The organism is Streptomyces thermospinosisporus, from assembly GCF_039526425.1.
Taxonomy (GTDB): domain Bacteria; phylum Actinomycetota; class Actinomycetes; order Streptomycetales; family Streptomycetaceae; genus Streptomyces; species Streptomyces thermocarboxydovorans.
Genome location: NZ_BAAAIZ010000120.1, coordinates 22,456 through 41,871 on the forward strand (window position 1 = coordinate 22,456; position 19,416 = coordinate 41,871).

The window sequence follows — 19,416 nt, forward strand, 5'->3', positions numbered from 1 at the left end:
TCGATTCCGTGGTGAGCCCCGCATTGATCCCCGTATCGACACACTGAAACGTGATACCAGTCACTTGATTGACGAGAGACCGTCTCGTTCTCCTAGTGTGTCCTCCCAGTGACTTCTTTCGACACCACCCCGCAACTCAACTTCTGGCGCGCGCTGCTGGCGCTAGCCGTCGTGTTCGTGATGCTGACGACCACCGGCTGGACCGTCATGCGCCACCATCGCGAGGCCACGGAGCTGGAGAAATCGCTGCACGCCTGGGAGCGCGGCCGGATAGCGGGGCGGCAGCTGCCGGACCCGGACTCGGCGCCGTCCCGGCTGGCCCGCTTCTTCGCCTCGCTCACCGACGGACAGCACGCCGCCCTCGCCCGCCGCTACCCGCTCGCCGTGGGCAACATGAACGGCGCCCCCGTCGATCTGCGCTACCGCGCCAACCGCATCGCCCTGGACAAGGCCCGCGAGGTCGAGCGCGAACGCATGCACGACGAGCGCCTGACGCCCGAGGGCAAGCGCCAGGCCGCCCGCAGGCTCGGCCGCCTGGAGGCGCTGATGCGCCCCGGCCGCCACATCCTCGCCTTCGACCCCTCCGGCTCCGGCCGGGTCGCAGAAGTCATCGGCAACCTCCGCAAGGCGGAACGCGTCTCGGTGGTCGTCCCCGGCGTCGACACCGATCTGCTCACCTTCCAGCGCACGTACCGCGAGTACTCGGCCCCCGTCGGCATGGCCAGGTCCCTCTACGCCGCCCAGCGCGACGCCGACCCGGGCACCCGTACCGCCGTCATCGCCTGGGCCGACTACACCGCGCCCAGCGGCCTGGGCATGGACGCCGCCACGGCGATGCGGGCACAGGACGGCGCGGTGCGCCTGAACGCGATGCTGCGCGGACTGCCCGGCGCGTCCCCCGTCTCGCTGTTCTGCCACAGCTACGGCTCCGTCGTGTGCGGACTCGCCGCCCCCGAGCTGCCCTCGCGGGTCGCCGACATCGCGGTGGCCGGCAGCCCCGGCATGCGCGTGCAGCGCGCCTCCCAGCTGCGCACCTCCGCCCAGGTGTGGGCGATGCGGGACGCCGACGACTGGGTGCAGGACGTGCCGTACCTGGAGGTCGGCGGTCTGGGCCACGGCGCCGATCCGGTGTCCCCCGCCTTCGGGGCGCGGGTGCTGTCGGCCCGTCAAGCCAAGGGACACGGCGGGTATTTCGAGCCGAATACGGACAGTCTGCGCAATTTCGCCGAAATCGGAGTTGGCGCGTACCGCTCGGTGGACTGCGCCGACGAAAGCGGGGGCTGCCGGGCGAATTTGTCCACCACGACGGCATCCGGACGCGCGTAGCGACGGAGAAACTGCGGTCTGCGCGGGGAGGGGACGAAGAAGCACGTGCCGCATACGATGAGCCGCATGGGTGACGTACTGGCCGGATTTCATGCCGCCTGGGAGTTCGAGTCCGACTCCGTGCTCATCCGCTACGAACGGGGGATTCGAACACCCAAGCTGTTCCAGGCGCTCGGGGAGCGGCGGGTGCCGCTGGAAGCGGTCGAAGGAGTGACTCTCACTCCGGGCAAGCGCGGCACGGTGGTCCTGCGGATGGAGCCACGGCCCGGCGCGGATCCGCTGATGGAGGCGGCGGCCGGGCAGCTGAAGGAGAGCAGCGACCCGTACCGTCTGGTGCTGCCCGCCGAGCGCGAGACGCTCGCGGAGTACTACGCCGACGAGTTGCGCTGCGCGCTGACCGAGTCGGGCCCCGCGGAACGCCACCTGGTGGACGCGCCCAAGCCGCCGCTGAGCTTCAAGGCGTACGACGGGAAGGCCTCGTTCGACGGCTCGGCCGTCTCCTTCCGGTGGTTCTGGACCGGCGCCTCGTCGGCGAAGTGGAAGGCCGGCGACCAGCGCTTCCCGGTGGGCGAGCTGAGCGGGGTGGAGTGGCGGTCGCCGGAGGTGTTCGAGGGGCATCTGCGGCTGCTGCGCAGGGACGCGGGGCCGAGTCCGGCGCAGCCGGACCAGGACCCGGCGGCGGTGGTGTTCGGGCTCGGGTACGGGCCGGTGCACGAGTCACTGCCGTTCGCTGCGGCGGTGCTGGCGGCTGTGCGGACGTGTGAGCCGGTGCCGGCGGGGATCGCGCCGGCGGCCCGGCGCGATCCCGCGGATATTGCTGAGCGGATTCGTCACCTGGGGGAGCTTCATCAGGCGGGGTTGGTGACGGACGAGGAGTTCGCTTCGAAGAAGGCGGAGTTGCTGGCGGAGCTTTAGGGGCGTCCGCCGGGTGCGGTGCGTTGTGCTCTGCGGGTGCGTTGTGGCTGGTCGCGCCCACGCGGCGGAGCCGCATATCGGCAGAGCCCCGCGCCCCTTCAGGGACGTTGTTCTACTCCCTGCCTGCGGAGGTGAACGACATGTCGGCGTAGCGGGTGCCTGCGACCTGGTCGGCGATGGGGGCCAGGAGGTTCAGCTCTTCCTGGGTGAGGTGGATGCGGGTTGCTGCTGTGTTCTCCTCGACGCGTTCCGGTTTGCGGGTGCCGGGGATCGGGATGACGGGGACGTCGTGGACGTGGGACTGCTGGTGGACCCAGGCGAGGGCGATCTGGGCGGGGGTGGCGCCGTGGGCCTCGGCGACGGTGCGCAGGGGGGCGAGGAGCGCCCGGTTGGCGGCGGCGTTCTCGCCGGTGTAGCGGGGCAGTTGACGGCGGAAGTCGTCCGGGGTCAGGTCCTTGTCGGCGTCGGCGAAGGAGCCGGTGAGGAAGCCGCGGCCGAGGGGCGAGTACGGGACGAGGGTGACGCCCAGTTCGCGGGCCGCGGGGACGACCCTGGCCTCGATGTCGCGGCTGAACAGCGACCACTCCGACTGCACCGCCGCGATGGGGTGCACGGCGTGGGCGCGGCGCAGCTCGTCGGCGGTGACCTCGCTGAGGCCCAGCTGCTTGACCTTGCCCTCCTGCACCAGCTCGGCCATCACGCCGACGGTCTCCTCGATCGGCACGTTCAGATCGCGCCGGTGCATGTAGGAGAGGTCGATGACGTCGACGCCGAGGCGCTTCAGGCTCGCCTCGACGGCCTGGCGGATGTAGGGCCCGTCGTTGCGGATGATCCGGCGGGTGGGGTCCTCGGGGTCGAGGGCCAGGGCGAACTTGGTGGCGACGAGCAGTTCGTCGCGGTGGGCCTTGAAGAAGGGCGCCAGGAAGCGCTCGTTCTCCCCCGAGCCGTACATGTCGGCGGTGTCGTAGAGGGTGACGCCGAGTTCGAGGGCGCGTTCCAGGGTGGCGCGGGAGGCGTTTGCGTCGGCGGGGCCGTAGGCGAAGCTCATGCCCATGCAGCCGAGACCCTGGACGCCCGCCTGCGGGCCGTTCGTGCCGAGGGGTGCCGTGCCGATCCGTGCGGGGGTCATCGGGTCCTCTCCGGCGCCGGTGACTGTCCGGCGTCCGCGTAGAAGCTGATCTTCCGGTCGAGCACGGCGAGCGTGCCCTGGAGTTCGGCGATCCGGGCGAGGACGTCCTCGCGGGTCGCCTTGAGCAGTTCGAAGCGCTCCCGGTAGGTGTGGTCGCCGGCGCGCACCAGTTCGGCGTAGCGCACCATGTCGGCCACCGGCATCCCGGTCAGCCGGAGCTTGCCGACGAGGGCGAGCCAGTCCAGGTCGCGGTTGGTGTAGCGGCGCTGGCCGGTGTGGGAGCGGTCGACGTGCGGCATCAGTCCGATGCGCTCGTACCAGCGCAGGGTGTGGGCCGAGAGCCCGGTGAGGGCGGCGACCTCGCTGATGGTGTACCTGTCCGCCCCGTCCGGCCGCCGGTCACCGTGTTCCGGTGGTCCGGCGCAGATGTCGGTCGTGGTGCCCGTGGTCTCCGTCACCGTCATGGGCTCAACGCTAGAACCCTGGAGTGCACTCAAAGCAAGCGAGATCGGTGGGAAATCGGCCCCGGGAGGTGTCCGGTCGCCCCGTTGCCGGAGTCCGCGCCGGGAGCGCTTAGGCTCGACGCCATGTCGTTGAAGAGCCTCGCGTCGATCGAGAACTGGCCGGTTCCCACCGCTGCGGCGGGTGTCGTACGGGCGGACGGTACCGTCCTGGGCACCCACGGCCCGGCCGACCGGCCCTTCCCGCTGGCCTCGGTCACCAAGCCGCTGGCGGCGTACGCGGTGCTGGTGGCGTACGAGGAGGGCGCGATCGAGCTGGACGAGCCGGCCGGTCCGCAGGGCTCGACGGTGCGGCATCTGCTGGCGCACACCTCGGGTCTGGCCTTCGACGAGCACCGGGTCACCTCGGCGCCCGGGGAGCGGCGGCTGTACTCCAACGCCGGGTTCGAGCAGCTGGGCGACCATGTGGCGAAGGCGACAGAGATCCCGTTCGCCGAGTATCTGCGGCAGGCGGTGCTGGAGCCCCTGGGGATGACGTCGACGTCGCTGGAGGGCTCGCCCGCGAAGGACGGTGTGTCGACGGTCGGGGATCTGCTGCGGTTCGCGGCGGAGGTGCAGGCGCCGCGGCTGCTCGACCCGCGCACGGTCGCCGAGGCGATGACGGTGCAGTACCCGGGCACCAAGGGCGTGCTCCCGGGCTATGGCCACCAGAACCCCAACGACTGGGGTCTGGGCTTCGAGATCCGCGACGCCAAGTCCCCGCACTGGACGGGCGCTTCGTCCTCCGCCCGCACCTTCGGCCACTTCGGGCAGTCGGGCACGTTCCTGTGGATCGACCCGGACGCGGGCGCGGCCTGTGTGGCGCTCACCGACCGGGCCTTCGGGCCCTGGGCGATCGAGGCCTGGCCGCCGTTCACCGACGCGGTGCTGGCGGAGCTGCGAGGGGCCTAGTCAGCGACTCGCAGGGGCCTGCATCTCCCACAGCAGCAGTTCGGCGGGGGCACCCGCCGCGACCGCCTCGATGCCGTCCGCGTCCGTGATGCGCGCGGCGTCGCCGGCGCCGAGCCTCTCGCCGCCGAGGGTCACCTCGCCGCGCACCACGTGGGCGTACACGTGGGCGGCGTCCGGGACGGCGGTGCGCTCGCCGGCCGCGAGGCGCCGCACATGCAGCATGGCGCCCGCCTCCGGAACGGCGTAGGGGGTGGCGTCGGCGATGCCGTGGACGACCTCGTAGAACGGCTCCCCGCCGGGCTCCAGCGGGGCCAGCCACATCTGCAGGAAGGTCAGCGGCCCGGTTCCGTCGTTGCGCTCCACGTGCCGCACCCCGGAGGCGGCGCTCAGCCGCTGCACGTCCCCGGGGCGCACCACGCTCTCGTTGCCCGCGGAGTCCCGGTGGGTCAGTTCGCCCTCCACCACCCAGGTCACGATCTCGGTGTGGCTGTGCGGGTGCTCGTCGAACCCGGCCCCGGGGGCGAGCCGCTCCTCGTTGCAGGCGATCACGGCCCCGAAGCGCAGGTTGTCCGGGTCGTAGTGGGGTCCGAAGGAGAAGGCGTGCAGGCTCTCTATCCCGGCCCCGGGGTCCCCGCCCCGGTAGCGCTCACCGGCCCGCCGTACGTCCATCACACGCCCCACGGTAACCCCCGCCGGCGCCCGGCCCGGACCGGCCCTCGGCAAGGGCCCGCCGGTCCCGCCGGGGCGGGCGGGCGGCCTGCGGCACCGCCTTCTCCCACCCTCCTCCGGCCCTCCTCCGGCCCTTCTTCAACCCCGGCACAGCACGCACCCGTCCTGATAAGGCAGTCTTGTCCCGTGCCCGAACCAGAGACCAGCAAGCCCCATTCCGCCGCACGGTCCGCTCATCCGCACGCCGCGACGCTGAAGCGGCTGGAGAAGTCGTCCGGCTCGCTCGCCGCGCAGGCGATCGCGCGGATGGACGAGACGCTGCCCTGGTACCGGGCGATGCCACCGGAGAACCGTTCCTGGATCGGACTGGTCGCGCAGGCCGGTATCGCCGCGTTCACCGAGTGGTTCCGGCACCCGGACGCACCGCAGGCGATCTCCACCGACGTCTTCGGCACCGCCCCGCGCGAGCTGACCCGGGCGATCACGCTGCGGCAGACCGTGGAGATGGTGCGGACCACCATCGAGGTGATGGAGTCCGCCATCGACGAGGTGGCGGCGCCCGGCGACGAGAGCGTGCTGCGCGAGGCGCTGCTGGTGTACGCGCGGGAGATCGCCTTCGCCACCGCGCAGGTGTACGCGCAGGCCGCCGAGGCACGGGGTGCCTGGGACGCGCGCCTGGAGTCGCTGGTCGTCAACGCCGTGCTCAGCGGGGAGGCCGACGAGGGTGCCGTCTCGCGGGCCGCCGCGCTCGGCTGGAACTCGCCCGAGCACGTCTGCGTGGTGCTGGGCACCGCGCCCGACGGCGACTCCGAGCTGACCGTGGAGGCGATCCGGCGGGCCGCCCGGCACGCCAAGCTCCAGGTGCTCACCGGGGTGCTCGGCGACCGTCTGGTGGTGATCGCGGGCGGCAGCGACAACCCGCTGGCCGTGGCGAAGTCGCTGATCGGCCCGTTCGCGCCGGGGCCGGTGGTGGCGGGTCCGGTGGTGCCGGATCTGCAGGCCGCGACCAGGTCGGCGCAGGCCGCCGCGGCCGGTCTGAAGGCGTGTTCCGCCTGGCAGGACGCCCCGCGTCCGGTGCTGGCGGACGATCTGCTGCCGGAGCGCGCGATCGCCGGAGACCCGAGCGCCCGCGAGCAACTGGTGGAGGAGATCTACAGACCGCTGGAGGAGGCCGGGGCCGCCCTCCTTGAGACGCTGAGCGTCTTCCTGGAGCAGGCGAGCAGTCTCGAGGGCGCCGCGCGGATGCTGTTCGTGCACCCCAACACCGTGCGCTACCGGCTCCGACGTGTGACTGACGTCACCGGCTGGTCGCCCTCCGACGTGCGTTCCGCGTTCACGCTGCGAATCGCCCTGATCCTGGGGCGTCTGGCCGATAGTGATCTCCAGCTCTAGTCTTTTGTCGGGGCTCCACAAAACCCCTTCGTGTTCTTCGTCCTTGTCCTCACGGGCGGCTTCGGCCGTCCCCAAGAGAGAGTGTGAGAGTGCTCGTACTCGTCGCTCCCGGCCAGGGCGCCCAGACGCCCGGCTTCCTGACTGAATGGCTCGACCTTCCCGGCGCCGCCGACCGTGTGGCCGCCTGGTCCGACGCCATCGGCCTCGACCTCGCCCACTACGGCACGAAGGCCGACGCGGACGCGATCCGCGACACGGCCGTCGCCCAGCCGCTGCTGGTCGCCGCCGGACTGCTGTCCGCCGCGGCACTCGGTGACATCACCCCGGGCGCGGTCGCCGGTCACAGCGTCGGTGAGATCACGGCCGCCGCCTTCGCCGGTGTCCTCGACGACAAGGCCGCGCTCGGCCTGGTCCGCAAGCGGGGTCTGGCGATGGCCGACGCCGCCGCGATCACCGAGACCGGCATGGCGGCGCTGCTCGGCGGCGACCCCGAGGTGACCGTGCCGCACCTGGAGAAGCTGGGCCTGACCCCGGCCAACATCAACGGCGCGGGCCAGATCGTGGCCGCCGGCACCAAGGAGCAGCTGGCCGCCCTGGAGGCGGACAAGCCCGAGGGCGTGCGCAAGGTCGTCGCCCTGAAGGTCGCCGGCGCGTTCCACACGCACCACATGGCCCCCGCGGTCGACACCCTGGCGAAGGCCGCCGCGGACCTCACCCCGGCCGACCCGAGGGTCACCTACGTGTCGAACAAGGACGGCAAGGCCGTCGCGTCCGGCACGGAGGTGCTCGAGCGTCTGGTCGGCCAGGTGGCGAACCCGGTGCGCTGGGACCTGTGCATGGAGACCTTCAAGGAGCTCGGCGTCACCGCGCTGCTCGAGGTCTGCCCCGGTGGCACCCTGACCGGTCTCGCCAAGCGTGCGCTGCCCGGCGTCAGGACGCTGGCCCTGAAGACCCCCGCCGACCTCGACGCGGCCCGCGAGCTCATCGCCGAGCACACCGCCTGATCGCCCTTAAGGAGCCCCCGCATGGCGAAGATCAAGCCCAGCAAGGGCGCCCCGTACGCGCGCATCCTCGGCGTGGGCGGCTACCGGCCCACCCGGGTCGTGCCGAACGAGGTGATCCTGGAGAGGATCGACTCCTCCGACGAGTGGATCCGCTCCCGCTCCGGCATCGAGACCCGGCACTGGGCCGGTCCCGAGGAGACCGTCACCGCGATGTCGCTGGAGGCGTCCGGCAAGGCACTCGCCGACGCGGGCATCTCCGCCGAGCAGATCGGCGGCGTGATCGTCTCCACGGTCTCGCACTTCAGGCAGACCCCCGCGGTCGCCACCGAGATCGCCGACAAGCTGGGCACCGACAAGGCCGCCGCCTTCGACATCTCCGCCGGCTGCGCCGGCTTCGGCTACGGCCTCACCCTCGCCAAGGGCATGATCGCCGAGGGTTCCGCGGAGTACGTCCTCGTCATCGGCGTGGAGCGCCTCAGCGACCTGACGGACCTGGAGGACCGGGCCACGGCCTTCCTGTTCGGCGACGGTGCGGGCGCGGTCGTGGTCGGCCCCTCCGAGGAGCCGGCGATCGGCCCGACGGTGTGGGGCTCCGAGGGCGACAAGTCCGACACCATCAAGCAGACCGTGCCGTGGACGGACTACCGCGACGGCACGGTGGACAAGTTCCCTGCGATCACGCAGGAGGGCCAGGCGGTGTTCCGCTGGGCCGTGTTCGAGATGGCGAAGGTCGCGCAGCAGGCGCTGGACGCGGCCGGTATCGCCCCGGACGACCTGGACGTCTTCATCCCGCACCAGGCAAATGTGCGGATCATCGACTCGATGGTGAAGACCCTCAAGCTGCCGGAGCATGTCACGGTCGCCCGTGACATCCGCACCACCGGCAACACCTCGGCCGCCTCGATCCCGCTCGCGATGGAGCGGCTCCTGGCGACCGGCGAGGCGAAGAGCGGCGACACCGCGCTCGTCATCGGCTTCGGGGCGGGTCTCGTCTACGCCGCGACTGTCGTTACCCTCCCCTAGGCACTCCGTGCCGGATCATCCGGTCCGGGACGGACATCAACGCCACACCCTCTGGAATCACAACGAAGGAGCGCCACCATGGCCGCCACTCAGGAAGAGATCGTCGCCGGTCTCGCGGAGATCGTGAACGAGATCGCCGGCATCCCGGTTGAGGACGTCCAGCTGGACAAGTCCTTCACCGACGACCTGGACGTCGACTCGCTGTCCATGGTCGAGGTCGTCGTCGCTGCCGAAGAGCGCTTCGACGTCAAGATCCCGGACGACGACGTCAAGAACCTCAAGACCGTCGGCGACGCGACCGAATACATCCTCAAGCACCAGGCCTGAGCCCTGCCGGGCCTTCCGTCCGCCCGGGTCCGCGCGGATCCGCGCGGCAAGGCCCGAGGCGGCCGGGAGCCCCGGCCCCGCCACCCGGCGGTGGCGCCGTACGAATCCTCGTATCCGTTGGAGAAAGAATTCCCGTGAGCTCGACCAATCGCACCGTGGTCGTCACCGGTATCGGCGCAACCACACCGCTGGGTGGCGACGCAGCCTCTACCTGGGAGGGCCTGGTCGCCGGACGTTCCGGTGTCAAGCCCCTGACGCAGGAGTGGGCCGCCGAGCAGGCGGTCCGTATCGCGGCCCCCGTGGCCGTGGAGCCCACCGAGGTCATCCCCCGGCCGCAGGCCCGCCGCCTGGACCGCTCGGCGCAGTTCGCGCTGGTCGCGGCGAAGGAGGCGTGGGCCGACGCCGGTTTCGAGGCGAAGGCCGGCGAGGGCGCCGACGTCGACCCCGACCGGCTGGGCGCGGTCATCGCCTCCGGCATCGGCGGTGTGACGACCCTGCTGGACCAGTACGACGTGCTGAAGGAGAAGGGCGTCCGCCGCGTCTCCCCGCACACCGTGCCCATGCTGATGCCGAACAGCCCCTCCGCCAACGTGGGCCTGTTCGTGGGCGCCCGCGCGGGCGTGCACACGCCGGTCTCGGCGTGCGCGTCGGGCGCGGAGGCCATCGGCTACGCCATCGAGATGATCCGCACCGGCCGCGCCGACGTCGTCGTCGCGGGCGGCACGGAGGCGGCGATCCACCCGCTGCCGATCGCCGCGTTCGGCAACATGATGGCGATGTCCAAGAACAACGACGACCCGCAGGGCGCCTCCCGCCCCTACGACGTGGCCCGTGACGGCTTCGTCCTCGGCGAGGGTGCCGGTGTGGTCGTCCTGGAGTCCGCCGAGCACGCCGCCCGGCGCGGCGCCCGGGTGTACGCGGAGGCGGTCGGGCAGGGCATCTCCGCCGACAGCCATGACATCGTGCAGCCGGAGCCCGAGGGCCGGGGCATCTCGCACGCGCTGCAGAACCTGCTGGAGCGCACGGACCTGGACCCGGCGGAGATCGTGCACGTCAACGCGCACGCCACCTCCACGCCGGCCGGTGACATCGCCGAGCTGAAGGCGCTGCGGAAGGTGTTCGGCGACGACACCGACCACATCGCGGTCTCCGCGACCAAGTCGATGACCGGTCACCTGCTCGGTGGCGCCGGCGGTGTCGAGACGGTCGCCACCGTGCTGGCGCTGTACCACCGGGTGGCCCCGCCGACCATCAACGTGGAGAACATCGACCCCGAGGCCGAGGCGAACGCGGACGTCGTGCGGGGCGAGGCGCGCAAGCTGCCGGTCGACGGGCGGATCGCCGCGCTCAACGACTCGTTCGGATTCGGCGGCCACAACGTGGTGCTGGCGTTCCGTACCGTGTGAGCACGGCCGTGTGACGGCCCACCCGACTGATCATGGCCCGGTCTCCGTGCGGAGGCCGGGCCATGTGCTGTTCGGGAGCCGGGGAGCGGGCCGTTCGGAGGCCGGGGAGCGGGCGGGGGGTGCGGGCCCACGAGGGCGCGAATGCGGGGCCGGTGACAGGCTGCCCCCGGCTGCGCCGCACGGGCCGTCAGACGACCTGGTGCAGCCAGCGGACCGGGGCGCCCTCGCCGGCGTAGCGGAACGGCTCCAGCTCGTCGTCCCAGGGCTTGCCGAGGAGCTTGGCGATCTCCGCCTCCAGGTCGGTCTCCTCGGCCCTGGCCCGCTGCAGGGCGGCGCGCAGCCGGTCCTCGGGGATGAGGATGTCGCCGTGGATGCCGGTGACGGCGTGGAAGATGCCCAGGTCGGGGGTGCAGCTGTAGCGCTCGCCCTCGGCGCTGGGCGACGGCTCGGCGGTGACCTCGAAGCGCAGCAGCTGCCAGCCGCGCAGGGCAGAGGCGAGCTTGGAGGCGGTGCCGGGCTGGCCCTGCCAGGAGAACTCCGAGCGCCAGGTGCCGGGGGCGGCCGGCTGGCGGATCCAGTCCAGGCTGACGCGCGTGCCGAGCACACCGGCGACGGCCCACTCGACGTGCGGGCACAGCGCGCGCGGAGCGGAGTGCACGTACAGAACTCCACGTGTCGTCACCGGAACCTCCGGGCTGAGCGGGACATCTTGACAACGGGCTGGCGGCGGTGGCCGGGCGGGCCACGTTGATGGCGAGGCTACCCTGCGACGGCGCAAGGAGTGTGACGTACCGTCGGTCCCAGTGCCGGGAAACTTTCACCATTCACCCGGCAGGACGCTTGTACGGGGGCCGGACGTTCCCTCCGGTCGAGCGGGAACCCGCGTGCGTTGTTAATGGGTGGGGGACGGTGTTTGTCACGACGCGCGGGGAGGCGACCGAAGTGCACCAGGGCAGGCGCAGGCGCGGCGCACGTGCTGTCGCAGCCGTGCTGACGGCCGGTCTGCTGGGCGTGGCGGGGTGCGACGCGGCCGGCGGCGACGCGCCGGCCCCCTCGGGCACGGAGGCGAAGCTGGGGAGGCCGTCGCCGAAGCCGAAGCCTCCGGTGTGGGACACCAGCCCGTCCTCGATCGCGGCGGTGGGGGACTCCATCACCACGGGTTTCGACGCCTGCGCGGTGCTCACGGACTGCCCCGAGGTGTCCTGGGCGACGGGCAGCAGCGAGCGGGTGAACAGTCTGGCCGTGCGGCTGCTGGGGAAGGCGGGCGCGGCCGAACGCAGCTGGAACTACGCGGTGACCGGGGCGCGGATGGCGGATCTGCCCGGTCAGATGGCCCGTGCGGTGCGGCGCAAGCCCCAGCTGGTGGCGGTGATGGCCGGGGCCAATGACGCCTGCCGGTCCAGCACCTCGAAGATGACCCCGGTGGAGGAGTTCCGCGCCGGCTTCGAGGAGGCGATGCGCACCCTGCGCGCGGCGCTGCCGAAGGCGCAGGTGTATGTGGCGAGCGTGCCGGACCTGAAGCGGCTGTGGTCGACGGGGCGGACCAGCGCGCTGGGCAAGCAGGTGTGGAAGCTCGGCATCTGCCCGTCGATGCTGGGCGACCCGGACGCGCTGGACGCGGCGGCCGTCGAGCGGCGGGAGGCGGTGAGCCGGCGGGTGGAGGACTACAACGAGGCGCTGGCGGAGGTGTGCGCCGAGGACCGGCGGTGCCGGTTCGACGGCGGCGCGGTGCACGCGTACCGCTTCGGGACGGCGCAGCTGAGCCGCTGGGACTGGTTCCATCCGAGCATCGACGGGCAGGCGAGGCTCGCGGAGATCGCCTACCGGACGGTCACGGCGAAGAAGCCCTGAGCGAAGAAGGCCTGAGCCCCGGCCCGAGGTCAGGGTCCCGGACCGGGGCTGCTCCTGGGTGCCCCCGGCCACCGACGTTAACCGTCCCGCCGGGCCCGTGCCCCGCGATCGGGTCCCTGGCCGGAATTCGTACGAAGTTTTCACACGCATGACCGAAGAAGCGCACCTTTGTCGTCGCCCGGGCGTCCGGAGGTCGTCCTGACGTCGTCCTGACGTCGTCCTGACGTCGTCCTGACGTCGTCCTGAGGTCGTCCGGAGGTCGTCCTGCGGACCTCTGCCGGGCCGTGCGGGCGGCTGACATACTGCGGCCTCCGGCACGTACCCCACGACGACGGAAGGTCCAACCGCCTTGATATCTGTACGCGTTGGTGCCGGCGCTCTCGGTCTGGCCCTGCTCACCTCGCTCACCGCGCCGGTGACCGCGAGCGCCGCCGCAGACGCCGCCGCCCCCTCCCCCACCGTGGAGGAGCAGCGCCTCGACCGGGCCGCCCCGCAGGAGATTCTGCGCCGCTCGGGATTCGACGCGGTGGCTGCGGACTTCACCCGGCGGCTGCACCGGGCGACGTCCTACGAGCGGGCCCGGCGGATCGTCGGGCAGGAGGGCACGGCGCTGTGGCGGAGGGCGGTGGCGCGGGCGCAGGGGCGGGGTCCGGCGGGCGGCGACCTCAGCCGGGACGACGACCGGCCGCTGTACTGGGCGCGGCTGAGCATGACGCGCGAGCTGCGGACCTGGGAGCCGTCCTTCCGGCTCGCCGACGCCGAGCGTGCGCGGCTTCTGGAGGAGCTGGAGCGCACCTCCCGCGGTCAGACCACGATCCGCTACCCGCACGGCGGCAAGCTGCGGCGGATTCTGGTCACCGGGTTCGACCCGTTCACCCTGGACCGCGACATCCGGATCTCCAACCCGTCGGGGGCCACCGCGCTCGCCCTGGACGGCACCGTGATCGAGACCGCCGACGGTCCGGCGCGCATCGAGACGGCCGTGTTCCCGGTGCGCTGGCGGGACTTCACCGAGCAGACGGTGGAGCGGGCCCTGAAGCCGCATCTGCCGCGGATCGACCTGTTCACCACGGTCAGCCAGGGCCGGCCGGGCCGCTTCGACGTGGAGCGCACCAACGGGGCCTGGCGGGGCGGCTTCCCGGACAACGAGAACGTCTCCCGCACCGAGACCGTCCCGGTCGCCGACCCGGCCACACAGCCCCAGTGGACGACGACCACGCTGCCGTACGCGGACATCGTCGCCGCGGACACGGGGCGTTTCCCGGTGTACGACAACACCAGCGTGACGGAGATCCCGGCCGGCGGCACCGGGCCGGTGGTCCGCCCCGACGGGCCCACGCCCGGCTCCACGGCCCGCGCCGGCGGGGGCGGGAACTACCTGTCCAACGAGATCGCCTACCGGGCCACGCTGCTGCGCGACCGTCTCGGCCTGCACGAGAAGCTGCCCGGCGGCCATGTGCACACGCCCGTGCTGGAGTTCGGCGCCGGCAACACCACCGAGGTGACCGACCCGGAGTTCGTGCGCAACCGGCTGGACATCATCGCCCAGGTGCGCGCGATCGTGGGCGTGGCCGCGTCGGCTAGTGGGAAGGCGCGAACGCGAGGCTGACGCCCAGGCCGGCCAGGGCGGATCCGATGAGCCTGTTGAGGACCTTCTGGCCGCGCAGCATCAAGGTGCGCATCCGGTCGTGGGAGAAGAACACCGCGACGACGCCGAACCACAGCAGGTGGGCCAGCGACATGAACAGCCCGTAGCCCACCTGCTGCACGACCGGTGTGTCCGGGCCGACGACCTGGGCGAACGTGGAGACGACGAAGAGGGTCGTCTTGGGATTGAGCACGTTGGTCAGGAAGCCGGTGCGCAGCGCGGCGAACGGGGTGAGCCCGCCCCTCCGCTCCAGGTCCACGGTGACCTCGCCCCGGGTGCGGAAGGTGCGGACGCCGATGTAGACGAGGTAGGCGGCGCCGGTGAGCTTGATGATCGTGAACAGGAAGGCGGAGGAGGCGATCAGCAGGCCGACGCCGAGCATCGTGTAGGTGACGTGCACCAGCACTCCGGCGGCGACCCCGGCCGCGCCGAGCAGCCCGGTCCGGCGGCCGTAGAGGTAGCTGTTGCGCACGATCATGGCGAAGTCGGCGCCGGGCGCGACCACGGCGAGGACGGTGATGACGGCGACGGCGAGCACCTCGGTCACGGGGAGACCCCTTCCTCCTCCGCCCCCTCCGTGTCGTCCTCCTCGGCGATCTCCTCACCCAGCAGCTCGCGCGCCATCAGGGTGGCCCCGGCGACCGCGCCCGGCATCAGGAAGACGGCGACGAACGGGACGAGGAACGCCAGCCCCAGCGGGGTGCCGAAGCCCCACACCAGCGTCTTGCGGGACCGCAGCAGGGCCAGCCGGTCGCGCAGTTCGACGCGGCGGCGCTGCAGGGCGATGGCGGTGAGTTCCTCGGTGAGGAAGAAGCCGGTGACGAAGAAGCCGATCACCGGGACGACGGTCTGGCCCGCGACGGGGATGAAGCCGAGCGCGAAGAGCAGCACGGCCCACACCAGCGCCCGCAGCACGATCCGCAGGCTGTCCCGGGCGGAGATCCACAGCTCCCGCCACAGCGGCAGGCCCGACTCGGGCGCATGCCCGTCGGGCGAGACGTCCTCGTCGACCTTCTCCGACAGGTTCTCGTAGAAGGGCTGCCCGATGAGCAGTGTCACCGCGGTGAAGGTGAGCACCGACAGCAGCAGGCCCAGGGCGAACAGCACCACGGTGAGGAAGCCGCGGAACAGGCCCGCCCAGGGGCTCGGCCAGTCGTCGGCGAAGGGCGTCGCCCAGGTGACGAGGTCCTCGCCCCACAGGGCGAGCGCGACCAGCGCCGCCGCGTACAGGACGAGGGTGATGAGCCCCGGCAGCAGCCCGAATCCGAACTGCTTGGCGTGCCGGACCACCCACCGCTGGCCCCTCAGCAGGAACCGGAGACCCACCCCAAGATCGCGCATGGGGAAACCATATGTGAGTCGAACGCCCTGTCGCCTGCGTACCGCTGTGTACAGAGCCCAGGAGGTGGCGGATGACGCAGGAGATCCATGGCACCGTGGCCGACGGCTTCGAGGCGGTACGGGAGGAGTTCGCGGCGCTCGCGGCGGCGGAACGCCCCGACTACGAGGGTCAGTTGTGCGTCTGGGTGGGCGGCCGGAGGGTGGTCGACCTGTGGTCGGCCGGCAGCGGCCCCGACACCCTCTACGCCGTGCACGGTTCGACCAAGGGTGCCGCCTTCCTCACGGTGGCGGTGCTGGTGCAGGACGGCACCCTCGAGCTGGACCGCAAAGTGACCTACTACTGGCCGGAGTTCGCGGCCGAGGGCAAGGGCGGGCTGACCCTGCGGGACCTGCTCACCCACCGCGCGGGCGTGGTCGGCACCGACGGCGGCTTCACCCGGGCCGAGCTGGCCGACGACCGCGCCCTGGCCGAGCGCCTGGCCGACCAGCGTCCGTTCTGGCGCCCCGGCACCGCCTTCGGCCATCACGAGCTGGTCATCGGCGCCCTCGCCGCCGAGGTGGTGCGCCGCGCCACGGGCCACTCGCTGCAGCTGGTCTACGAGGACCGCATCCGATCCCCTTACGCCCTGGACATGTTCCTGGGCCTGCCCGCCGCGCACGAGCCCCGCTTCCGCCCGACCCGCCCCCTGGAGCCCACCCCCACCCAGCGGATCGAACTCGAGGCGGCCCTGGACGGCCCCGGCAGCCTGAAGGCGATCGCCCACAACCGCAACGCGCCCGCACCCACCGACGTGGCGATGCTGCCGAACGACCCGCTGATCCGCTCCCGCGGCCCGGCGTCGGTGGGCGGGGTCGCCTCGGCGCGCGGGCTGGCCGAGCTGTACGCGGCGGCGATCGGCCACACCGGTGAGCGCGAGGCGCTGCTGAAGCCGGACACCATCGCCGAGCTGGGCCAGCTGCACGCGGCCGGCCACGACCTGGTGTCCGGCACGCACCGCGCCTACGCGCTCGGCTTCGAGGCGACCGCCGAGACCTGGTACCCGTGCCTGGGCGCCGGGTCGTTCGGGCACAGCGGGACGGCGGGCTCCCAGGCGTTCGCGGACCCGCGCACCGGTCTGGCCTACGGCTACACCAGGCGCCGCTGCGCCTACCCGTCCGGCCCGGCCCCGGAGAACGAGCGCCTGGTGCGGGCGGTCCACCAGGCCGCCCTGGCGGCGGAGGCGTCTGCGGCGCACGCGTAGGCCCCACAGCACGCGCGGGAAGGCAAGCCCCGGCTCATGCATGAGGGCCGCACCCGGGGACACCGGGAGCGGCCCTCATGGCCGGACGGGACGTGCGTTCAGCGCAGCGTCACGTTGATGTTGCCGCGTGTGGCCTTGGAGTACGGGCACACCTGGTGCGCCTTCTCGATCAGTGCGCGGGCCTCGGCGGCGTCCATGTTCGGGATGTCCGCCTCGATCTCGACGATGATCCCGAAGCCCTCGTCGTTCTTGCCGATGCCGACCCGGGCGGTGACGGTCGAGCCGGAGACGTCGGCGCCCTCCTGGCGGGCGACCACGCCGAGGGCGCCCTGGAAGCAGGCGCTGTACCCGGCGGCGAACAGCTGCTCCGGGTTGGTGCCGGTGCCGCTGCCGCCCATCTCCTTCGGCGGACTGACGATCACGTCGAGCCTGCCGTCGTCGGTGGCGACCCGCCCGTCCCGGCCACCGTGCGCGGTGGCGACGGCCGTGTAGAGAACGTCGGACTGCTGAATGGGCATACGGTGCGTTCCTCCTGGGTCCGGCGTGACTCGCGCCCACGATCACGACAGTTTCGGAAAGAATTTACCGCATGACGAAAACCCCGGGAACGCTCAGAGCTTGACGATCATCTTTCCGGTGTTGTCCCCGCGCAGGACGCCGAGGAACGCCTCCAGGTTGTTCTCGATGCCCTCGACCACGGTCTCCCGGTACTTCAGCTCGCCGCTGCGCACCCAGGCGCCGACCTCCTCGACGAACTGCGGCTGCAGGTCGTAGTGGTCGCCGACGAGGAAGCCCTCGATGCGGCCGCGGGTCTGGATGAGCCGGGCGAGGTTGCGCGGGCCGGGCGCGGGCTCGGTGTCGTTGTAGACGGAGATCATTCCGCACACCGCGATACGGCCGCCCTCGTTGAGCGCGCCGATGGCGGCCTCCAGGTGCTCGCCGCCCACGTTGTCGAAGTACACATCGATGCCGTCCGGGGCGGCGGCCCGCAGCTGCTCGGACACCGGGCCGTTCTTGTAGTTGAAGGCCGCGTCGAAGCCGTACTCCTCGGTCAGGAGCTTGACCTTCTCGTCGGACCCGGCCGACCCGATCACCCGGGAGGCACCCTTGAGCTTCGCGATCTGGCCCACCTGGCTGCCGACGGCGCCCGCGGCCCCGGAGACGAAGACCGCGTCGCCCTCCTTGAAGGCGGCGGTGCGCAGCAGGCCCGCGTAGGCGGTGAGCCCGGTCATGCCGAGCACGCCCAGGTACGTGGACAGGGGCGCGGCCTCCGGGTCCACCTTGACGGCGTTCTCGGCGGCCAGGACGGCATACTCGCGCCAGCCGAAGAAGTGCAGCACATGATCGCCGACCGCTATCCCCTCCGCGTTGGAGGCGATGACCTCGCCGACGGCCCCGCCCTGCATGACCTTGCCCAGCTCGAAGGGGGCCACATAGGACTTGGCCGCACTCATGCGGCCGCGCATATAGGGATCGACCGAGAGGTACTCGTTCCGCACCAGCACCTGGCCCTCGCCGGGGGCGGGGACCTCGGCCTCGACCAAGGCGAAGTTCTCGGGCTTCGGCCAGCCGACGGGCCGGCTCAGCAGATGCCATTCACGGCCGGTGGCGGGGAGTGCGGGGGCGTCGGTCATGGGGTGCCTTCCTCGGGATGTCTCAAATACTTCACTACCTGAAACAACCATGCGTCTGAATATTTCAGGCTGTCAAGCAAACGGGTACCCTGAAGACCATGCCCACACCTCGCACCCCCGATCCGCTGACCCTGGAGGTCGTCGACCTCATCGGCTCGGTCGTGGCCCGCTATCACGAGGAGTACGAGTCGGCGGCGGCCGGACACGCGCTGACCGGGGCGCAGGCGAGGCTGCTCAGCCTGCTGTCGCTGGAGCCGCTGCCCATGCGCAGGCTGGCACAGCGGCTGAAGTGCGAGCCGTCGAACGTCACCGGGATCGTGGACCGCCTGGAGGCGCGGGGCCTGGTGGAGCGCCGGCCCGACCCCGCGGACCGGCGGGTGAAGCTGGCGGTGGCCACGGAGGAGGGGCGCCGGGTGGCGCGCAGCCTCCAGGACTCGCTGCGGTTCGCCCGTGAGCCGCTGGCGGGACTGTCCGAGCCGGAGCGGATCGCGCTGCGGGACGCGCTCAGGAGGATGCTGGCGGAGTCCTGAGCGGGGCGCCCCTCAGGAAGGCGCCTGAGCGGGGCGGCCCTCAGGAAGGCGGGGTCCCCTCAGGACAGTCGGGAAAAGCGGGGCTCCCCTCAGGACAGCGGTCCTACACGCACCACCACAGGAAGCGGTCGCAGCTGCGGGTGGGGGTCGGCTCCGGGTCCGGCTGCTTCGTCGTGGGGTCCGGCTCCGGGGGCTCCGGGGCCTCCCTGGTCGGCTGCGGCTGGGCCGGGGGCGTCGTCGCGGGAGCGGGTTCCGGGCCGGGGTCCGGCGCCTCGGACTGCTGGTCCTTCTCCGGCTTCTCGGACTCCTTCTCCTTCGGCGACTTCGACGCCGAGGGCGACCCCGAGGTGCTCGACGACGGGGCGGTCGCCGCACCCCCGGCCGGGCGCGAGGCCTTGGGCGACTCGTCCGGCTCCACCTCGGTGGCGCCACCGTCCGCCGAGGTGTCCCCCGCCGCAGCGGGGGTCGGCGTGGACCCGGGCGCGTCGATGCCCAGCTCCGCCAGGCTCAGTCCGCCCGCGGCCAGCACGAATCCGGCGGCCACCAGCAGCGTCCGCCGGCGGCGGCG

At 72.0% G+C, this 19,416-nt stretch carries 21 protein-coding genes; 12 read left to right on the forward strand and 9 right to left on the reverse strand.

The genetic code is table 11. The features are described 5' to 3' along the window. The first annotated feature begins 108 nt into the window (after positions 1-108). Entirely contained in the window at positions 109-1,326 is a 1,218-nt protein-coding gene (locus ABD207_RS29845) for an alpha/beta hydrolase (RefSeq protein WP_344016381.1), read from the forward strand. Between the two features lie 66 nt (positions 1,327-1,392). Then, positions 1,393-2,241, forward strand: coding sequence for a DUF4429 domain-containing protein (locus ABD207_RS29850; protein ID WP_344016382.1), 849 nt, complete (start codon positions 1,393-1,395; stop codon positions 2,239-2,241). 112 nt (positions 2,242-2,353) lie between these two features. On the opposite strand, the gene ABD207_RS29855 is transcribed toward ABD207_RS29850, so the two are convergent. Both ABD207_RS29855 and ABD207_RS29860 read right to left on the reverse strand, forming a co-directional pair. Continuing rightward, entirely contained in the window at positions 2,354-3,370 is a 1,017-nt protein-coding gene (locus ABD207_RS29855) for an aldo/keto reductase (RefSeq protein ID WP_344016383.1), read from the reverse strand. Beyond that, on the reverse strand, positions 3,367-3,834 hold the full coding sequence (locus tag ABD207_RS29860) for a MerR family transcriptional regulator (RefSeq protein WP_344016385.1): 468 nt from the start codon (positions 3,832-3,834) through the stop codon (positions 3,367-3,369). Before ABD207_RS29860 ends, ABD207_RS29855 begins: the two co-directional genes overlap by 4 nt. A gap of 123 nt (positions 3,835-3,957) precedes the next feature. Between ABD207_RS29860 and ABD207_RS29865 the strand changes: the two genes are divergently transcribed. Beyond that, positions 3,958-4,782 carry a serine hydrolase domain-containing protein gene (locus ABD207_RS29865; RefSeq protein WP_344016386.1) on the forward strand — a complete coding sequence of 275 codons (825 nt, stop codon included), beginning with the start codon at positions 3,958-3,960 and terminating at the stop codon, positions 4,780-4,782. Here ABD207_RS29865 and ABD207_RS29870 read toward each other — a convergent pair whose 3' ends face one another. After that, positions 4,783-5,451, reverse strand: coding sequence for a pirin family protein (locus ABD207_RS29870; RefSeq protein ID WP_344016414.1), 669 nt, complete (start codon positions 5,449-5,451; stop codon positions 4,783-4,785). It abuts the gene before it with no gap. A 186-nt stretch (positions 5,452-5,637) separates the two neighbouring features. On the opposite strand from ABD207_RS29870, the gene fasR reads away from it, so the two are divergent. The 5 genes from fasR (at position 5,638) to fabF (ending at position 10,603) form a co-directional block, all read left to right on the forward strand. After that, the gene (fasR, locus tag ABD207_RS29875) at positions 5,638-6,843 is read left to right on the forward strand and encodes a fatty acid biosynthesis transcriptional regulator FasR (RefSeq protein WP_344016387.1); all 1,206 of its coding nucleotides are present in this window, start codon (positions 5,638-5,640) and stop codon (positions 6,841-6,843) included. A gap of 89 nt (positions 6,844-6,932) precedes the next feature. After that, a complete protein-coding gene (locus ABD207_RS29880) occupies positions 6,933-7,847 on the forward strand; it encodes an ACP S-malonyltransferase (protein ID WP_344016388.1) in 915 nt (304 codons plus the stop codon). A 21-nt stretch (positions 7,848-7,868) separates the two neighbouring features. Beyond that, complete coding sequence (locus ABD207_RS29885) at positions 7,869-8,870, forward strand: ketoacyl-ACP synthase III (RefSeq protein WP_344016390.1); 1,002 nt, start codon at positions 7,869-7,871, stop codon at positions 8,868-8,870. Positions 8,871-8,948: 78 nt separating this feature from the next. Then, entirely contained in the window at positions 8,949-9,197 is a 249-nt protein-coding gene (locus ABD207_RS29890) for an acyl carrier protein (RefSeq protein WP_004988657.1), read from the forward strand. Positions 9,198-9,331: 134 nt separating this feature from the next. Then, a complete protein-coding gene (gene fabF, locus ABD207_RS29895; RefSeq protein ID WP_344016392.1) occupies positions 9,332-10,603 on the forward strand; it encodes a beta-ketoacyl-ACP synthase II in 1,272 nt (423 codons plus the stop codon). A 187-nt stretch (positions 10,604-10,790) separates the two neighbouring features. Here fabF and ABD207_RS29900 read toward each other — a convergent pair whose 3' ends face one another. Continuing rightward, positions 10,791-11,285, reverse strand: a complete 495-nt coding sequence (locus tag ABD207_RS29900) for a DUF3145 domain-containing protein (RefSeq protein ID WP_344016394.1) — start codon at positions 11,283-11,285, stop codon at positions 10,791-10,793. A gap of 305 nt (positions 11,286-11,590) precedes the next feature. On the opposite strand from ABD207_RS29900, the gene ABD207_RS29905 reads away from it, so the two are divergent. Then, the gene (locus ABD207_RS29905) at positions 11,591-12,454 is read left to right on the forward strand and encodes an SGNH/GDSL hydrolase family protein (protein ID WP_344016395.1); all 864 of its coding nucleotides are present in this window, start codon (positions 11,591-11,593) and stop codon (positions 12,452-12,454) included. 349 nt (positions 12,455-12,803) lie between these two features. Further along, positions 12,804-14,063 carry a pyroglutamyl-peptidase I gene (locus tag ABD207_RS29910; protein WP_344016396.1) on the forward strand — a complete coding sequence of 420 codons (1,260 nt, stop codon included), beginning with the start codon at positions 12,804-12,806 and terminating at the stop codon, positions 14,061-14,063. On the opposite strand, the gene ABD207_RS29915 is transcribed toward ABD207_RS29910, so the two are convergent. Together ABD207_RS29915 and ABD207_RS29920 are read right to left on the reverse strand one after the other, a co-directional pair. Further along, positions 14,035-14,649 (reverse strand): LysE family translocator, encoded by a 615-nt coding sequence (locus ABD207_RS29915; RefSeq protein ID WP_344016397.1) that lies wholly within the window; start codon positions 14,647-14,649, stop codon positions 14,035-14,037. The genes ABD207_RS29910 and ABD207_RS29915 overlap by 29 nt on opposite strands. Beyond that, complete coding sequence (locus ABD207_RS29920; RefSeq protein ID WP_344016399.1) at positions 14,646-15,443, reverse strand: EI24 domain-containing protein; 798 nt, start codon at positions 15,441-15,443, stop codon at positions 14,646-14,648. Before ABD207_RS29920 ends, ABD207_RS29915 begins: the two co-directional genes overlap by 4 nt. Positions 15,444-15,514: 71 nt before the next feature. On the opposite strand from ABD207_RS29920, the gene ABD207_RS29925 reads away from it, so the two are divergent. Then, on the forward strand, positions 15,515-16,684 hold the full coding sequence (locus ABD207_RS29925) for a serine hydrolase domain-containing protein (RefSeq protein ID WP_344016400.1): 1,170 nt from the start codon (positions 15,515-15,517) through the stop codon (positions 16,682-16,684). Between the two features lie 98 nt (positions 16,685-16,782). On the opposite strand, the gene ABD207_RS29930 is transcribed toward ABD207_RS29925, so the two are convergent. Together ABD207_RS29930 and ABD207_RS29935 are read right to left on the reverse strand one after the other, a co-directional pair. Further along, on the reverse strand, positions 16,783-17,202 hold the full coding sequence (locus ABD207_RS29930) for an organic hydroperoxide resistance protein (RefSeq protein ID WP_344016401.1): 420 nt from the start codon (positions 17,200-17,202) through the stop codon (positions 16,783-16,785). A 93-nt stretch (positions 17,203-17,295) separates the two neighbouring features. Further along, entirely contained in the window at positions 17,296-18,318 is a 1,023-nt protein-coding gene (locus ABD207_RS29935; RefSeq protein WP_344016402.1) for an NADP-dependent oxidoreductase, read from the reverse strand. Positions 18,319-18,416: 98 nt separating this feature from the next. On the opposite strand from ABD207_RS29935, the gene ABD207_RS29940 reads away from it, so the two are divergent. Continuing rightward, complete coding sequence (locus ABD207_RS29940) at positions 18,417-18,848, forward strand: MarR family winged helix-turn-helix transcriptional regulator (RefSeq protein ID WP_343999237.1); 432 nt, start codon at positions 18,417-18,419, stop codon at positions 18,846-18,848. Positions 18,849-18,951: 103 nt separating this feature from the next. Here the strand turns inward: ABD207_RS29940 and ABD207_RS29945 are convergent. Continuing rightward, positions 18,952-19,416 (reverse strand): hypothetical protein (locus tag ABD207_RS29945; protein ID WP_344016403.1); only part of this gene is annotated, 465 nt, incomplete at its 5' end.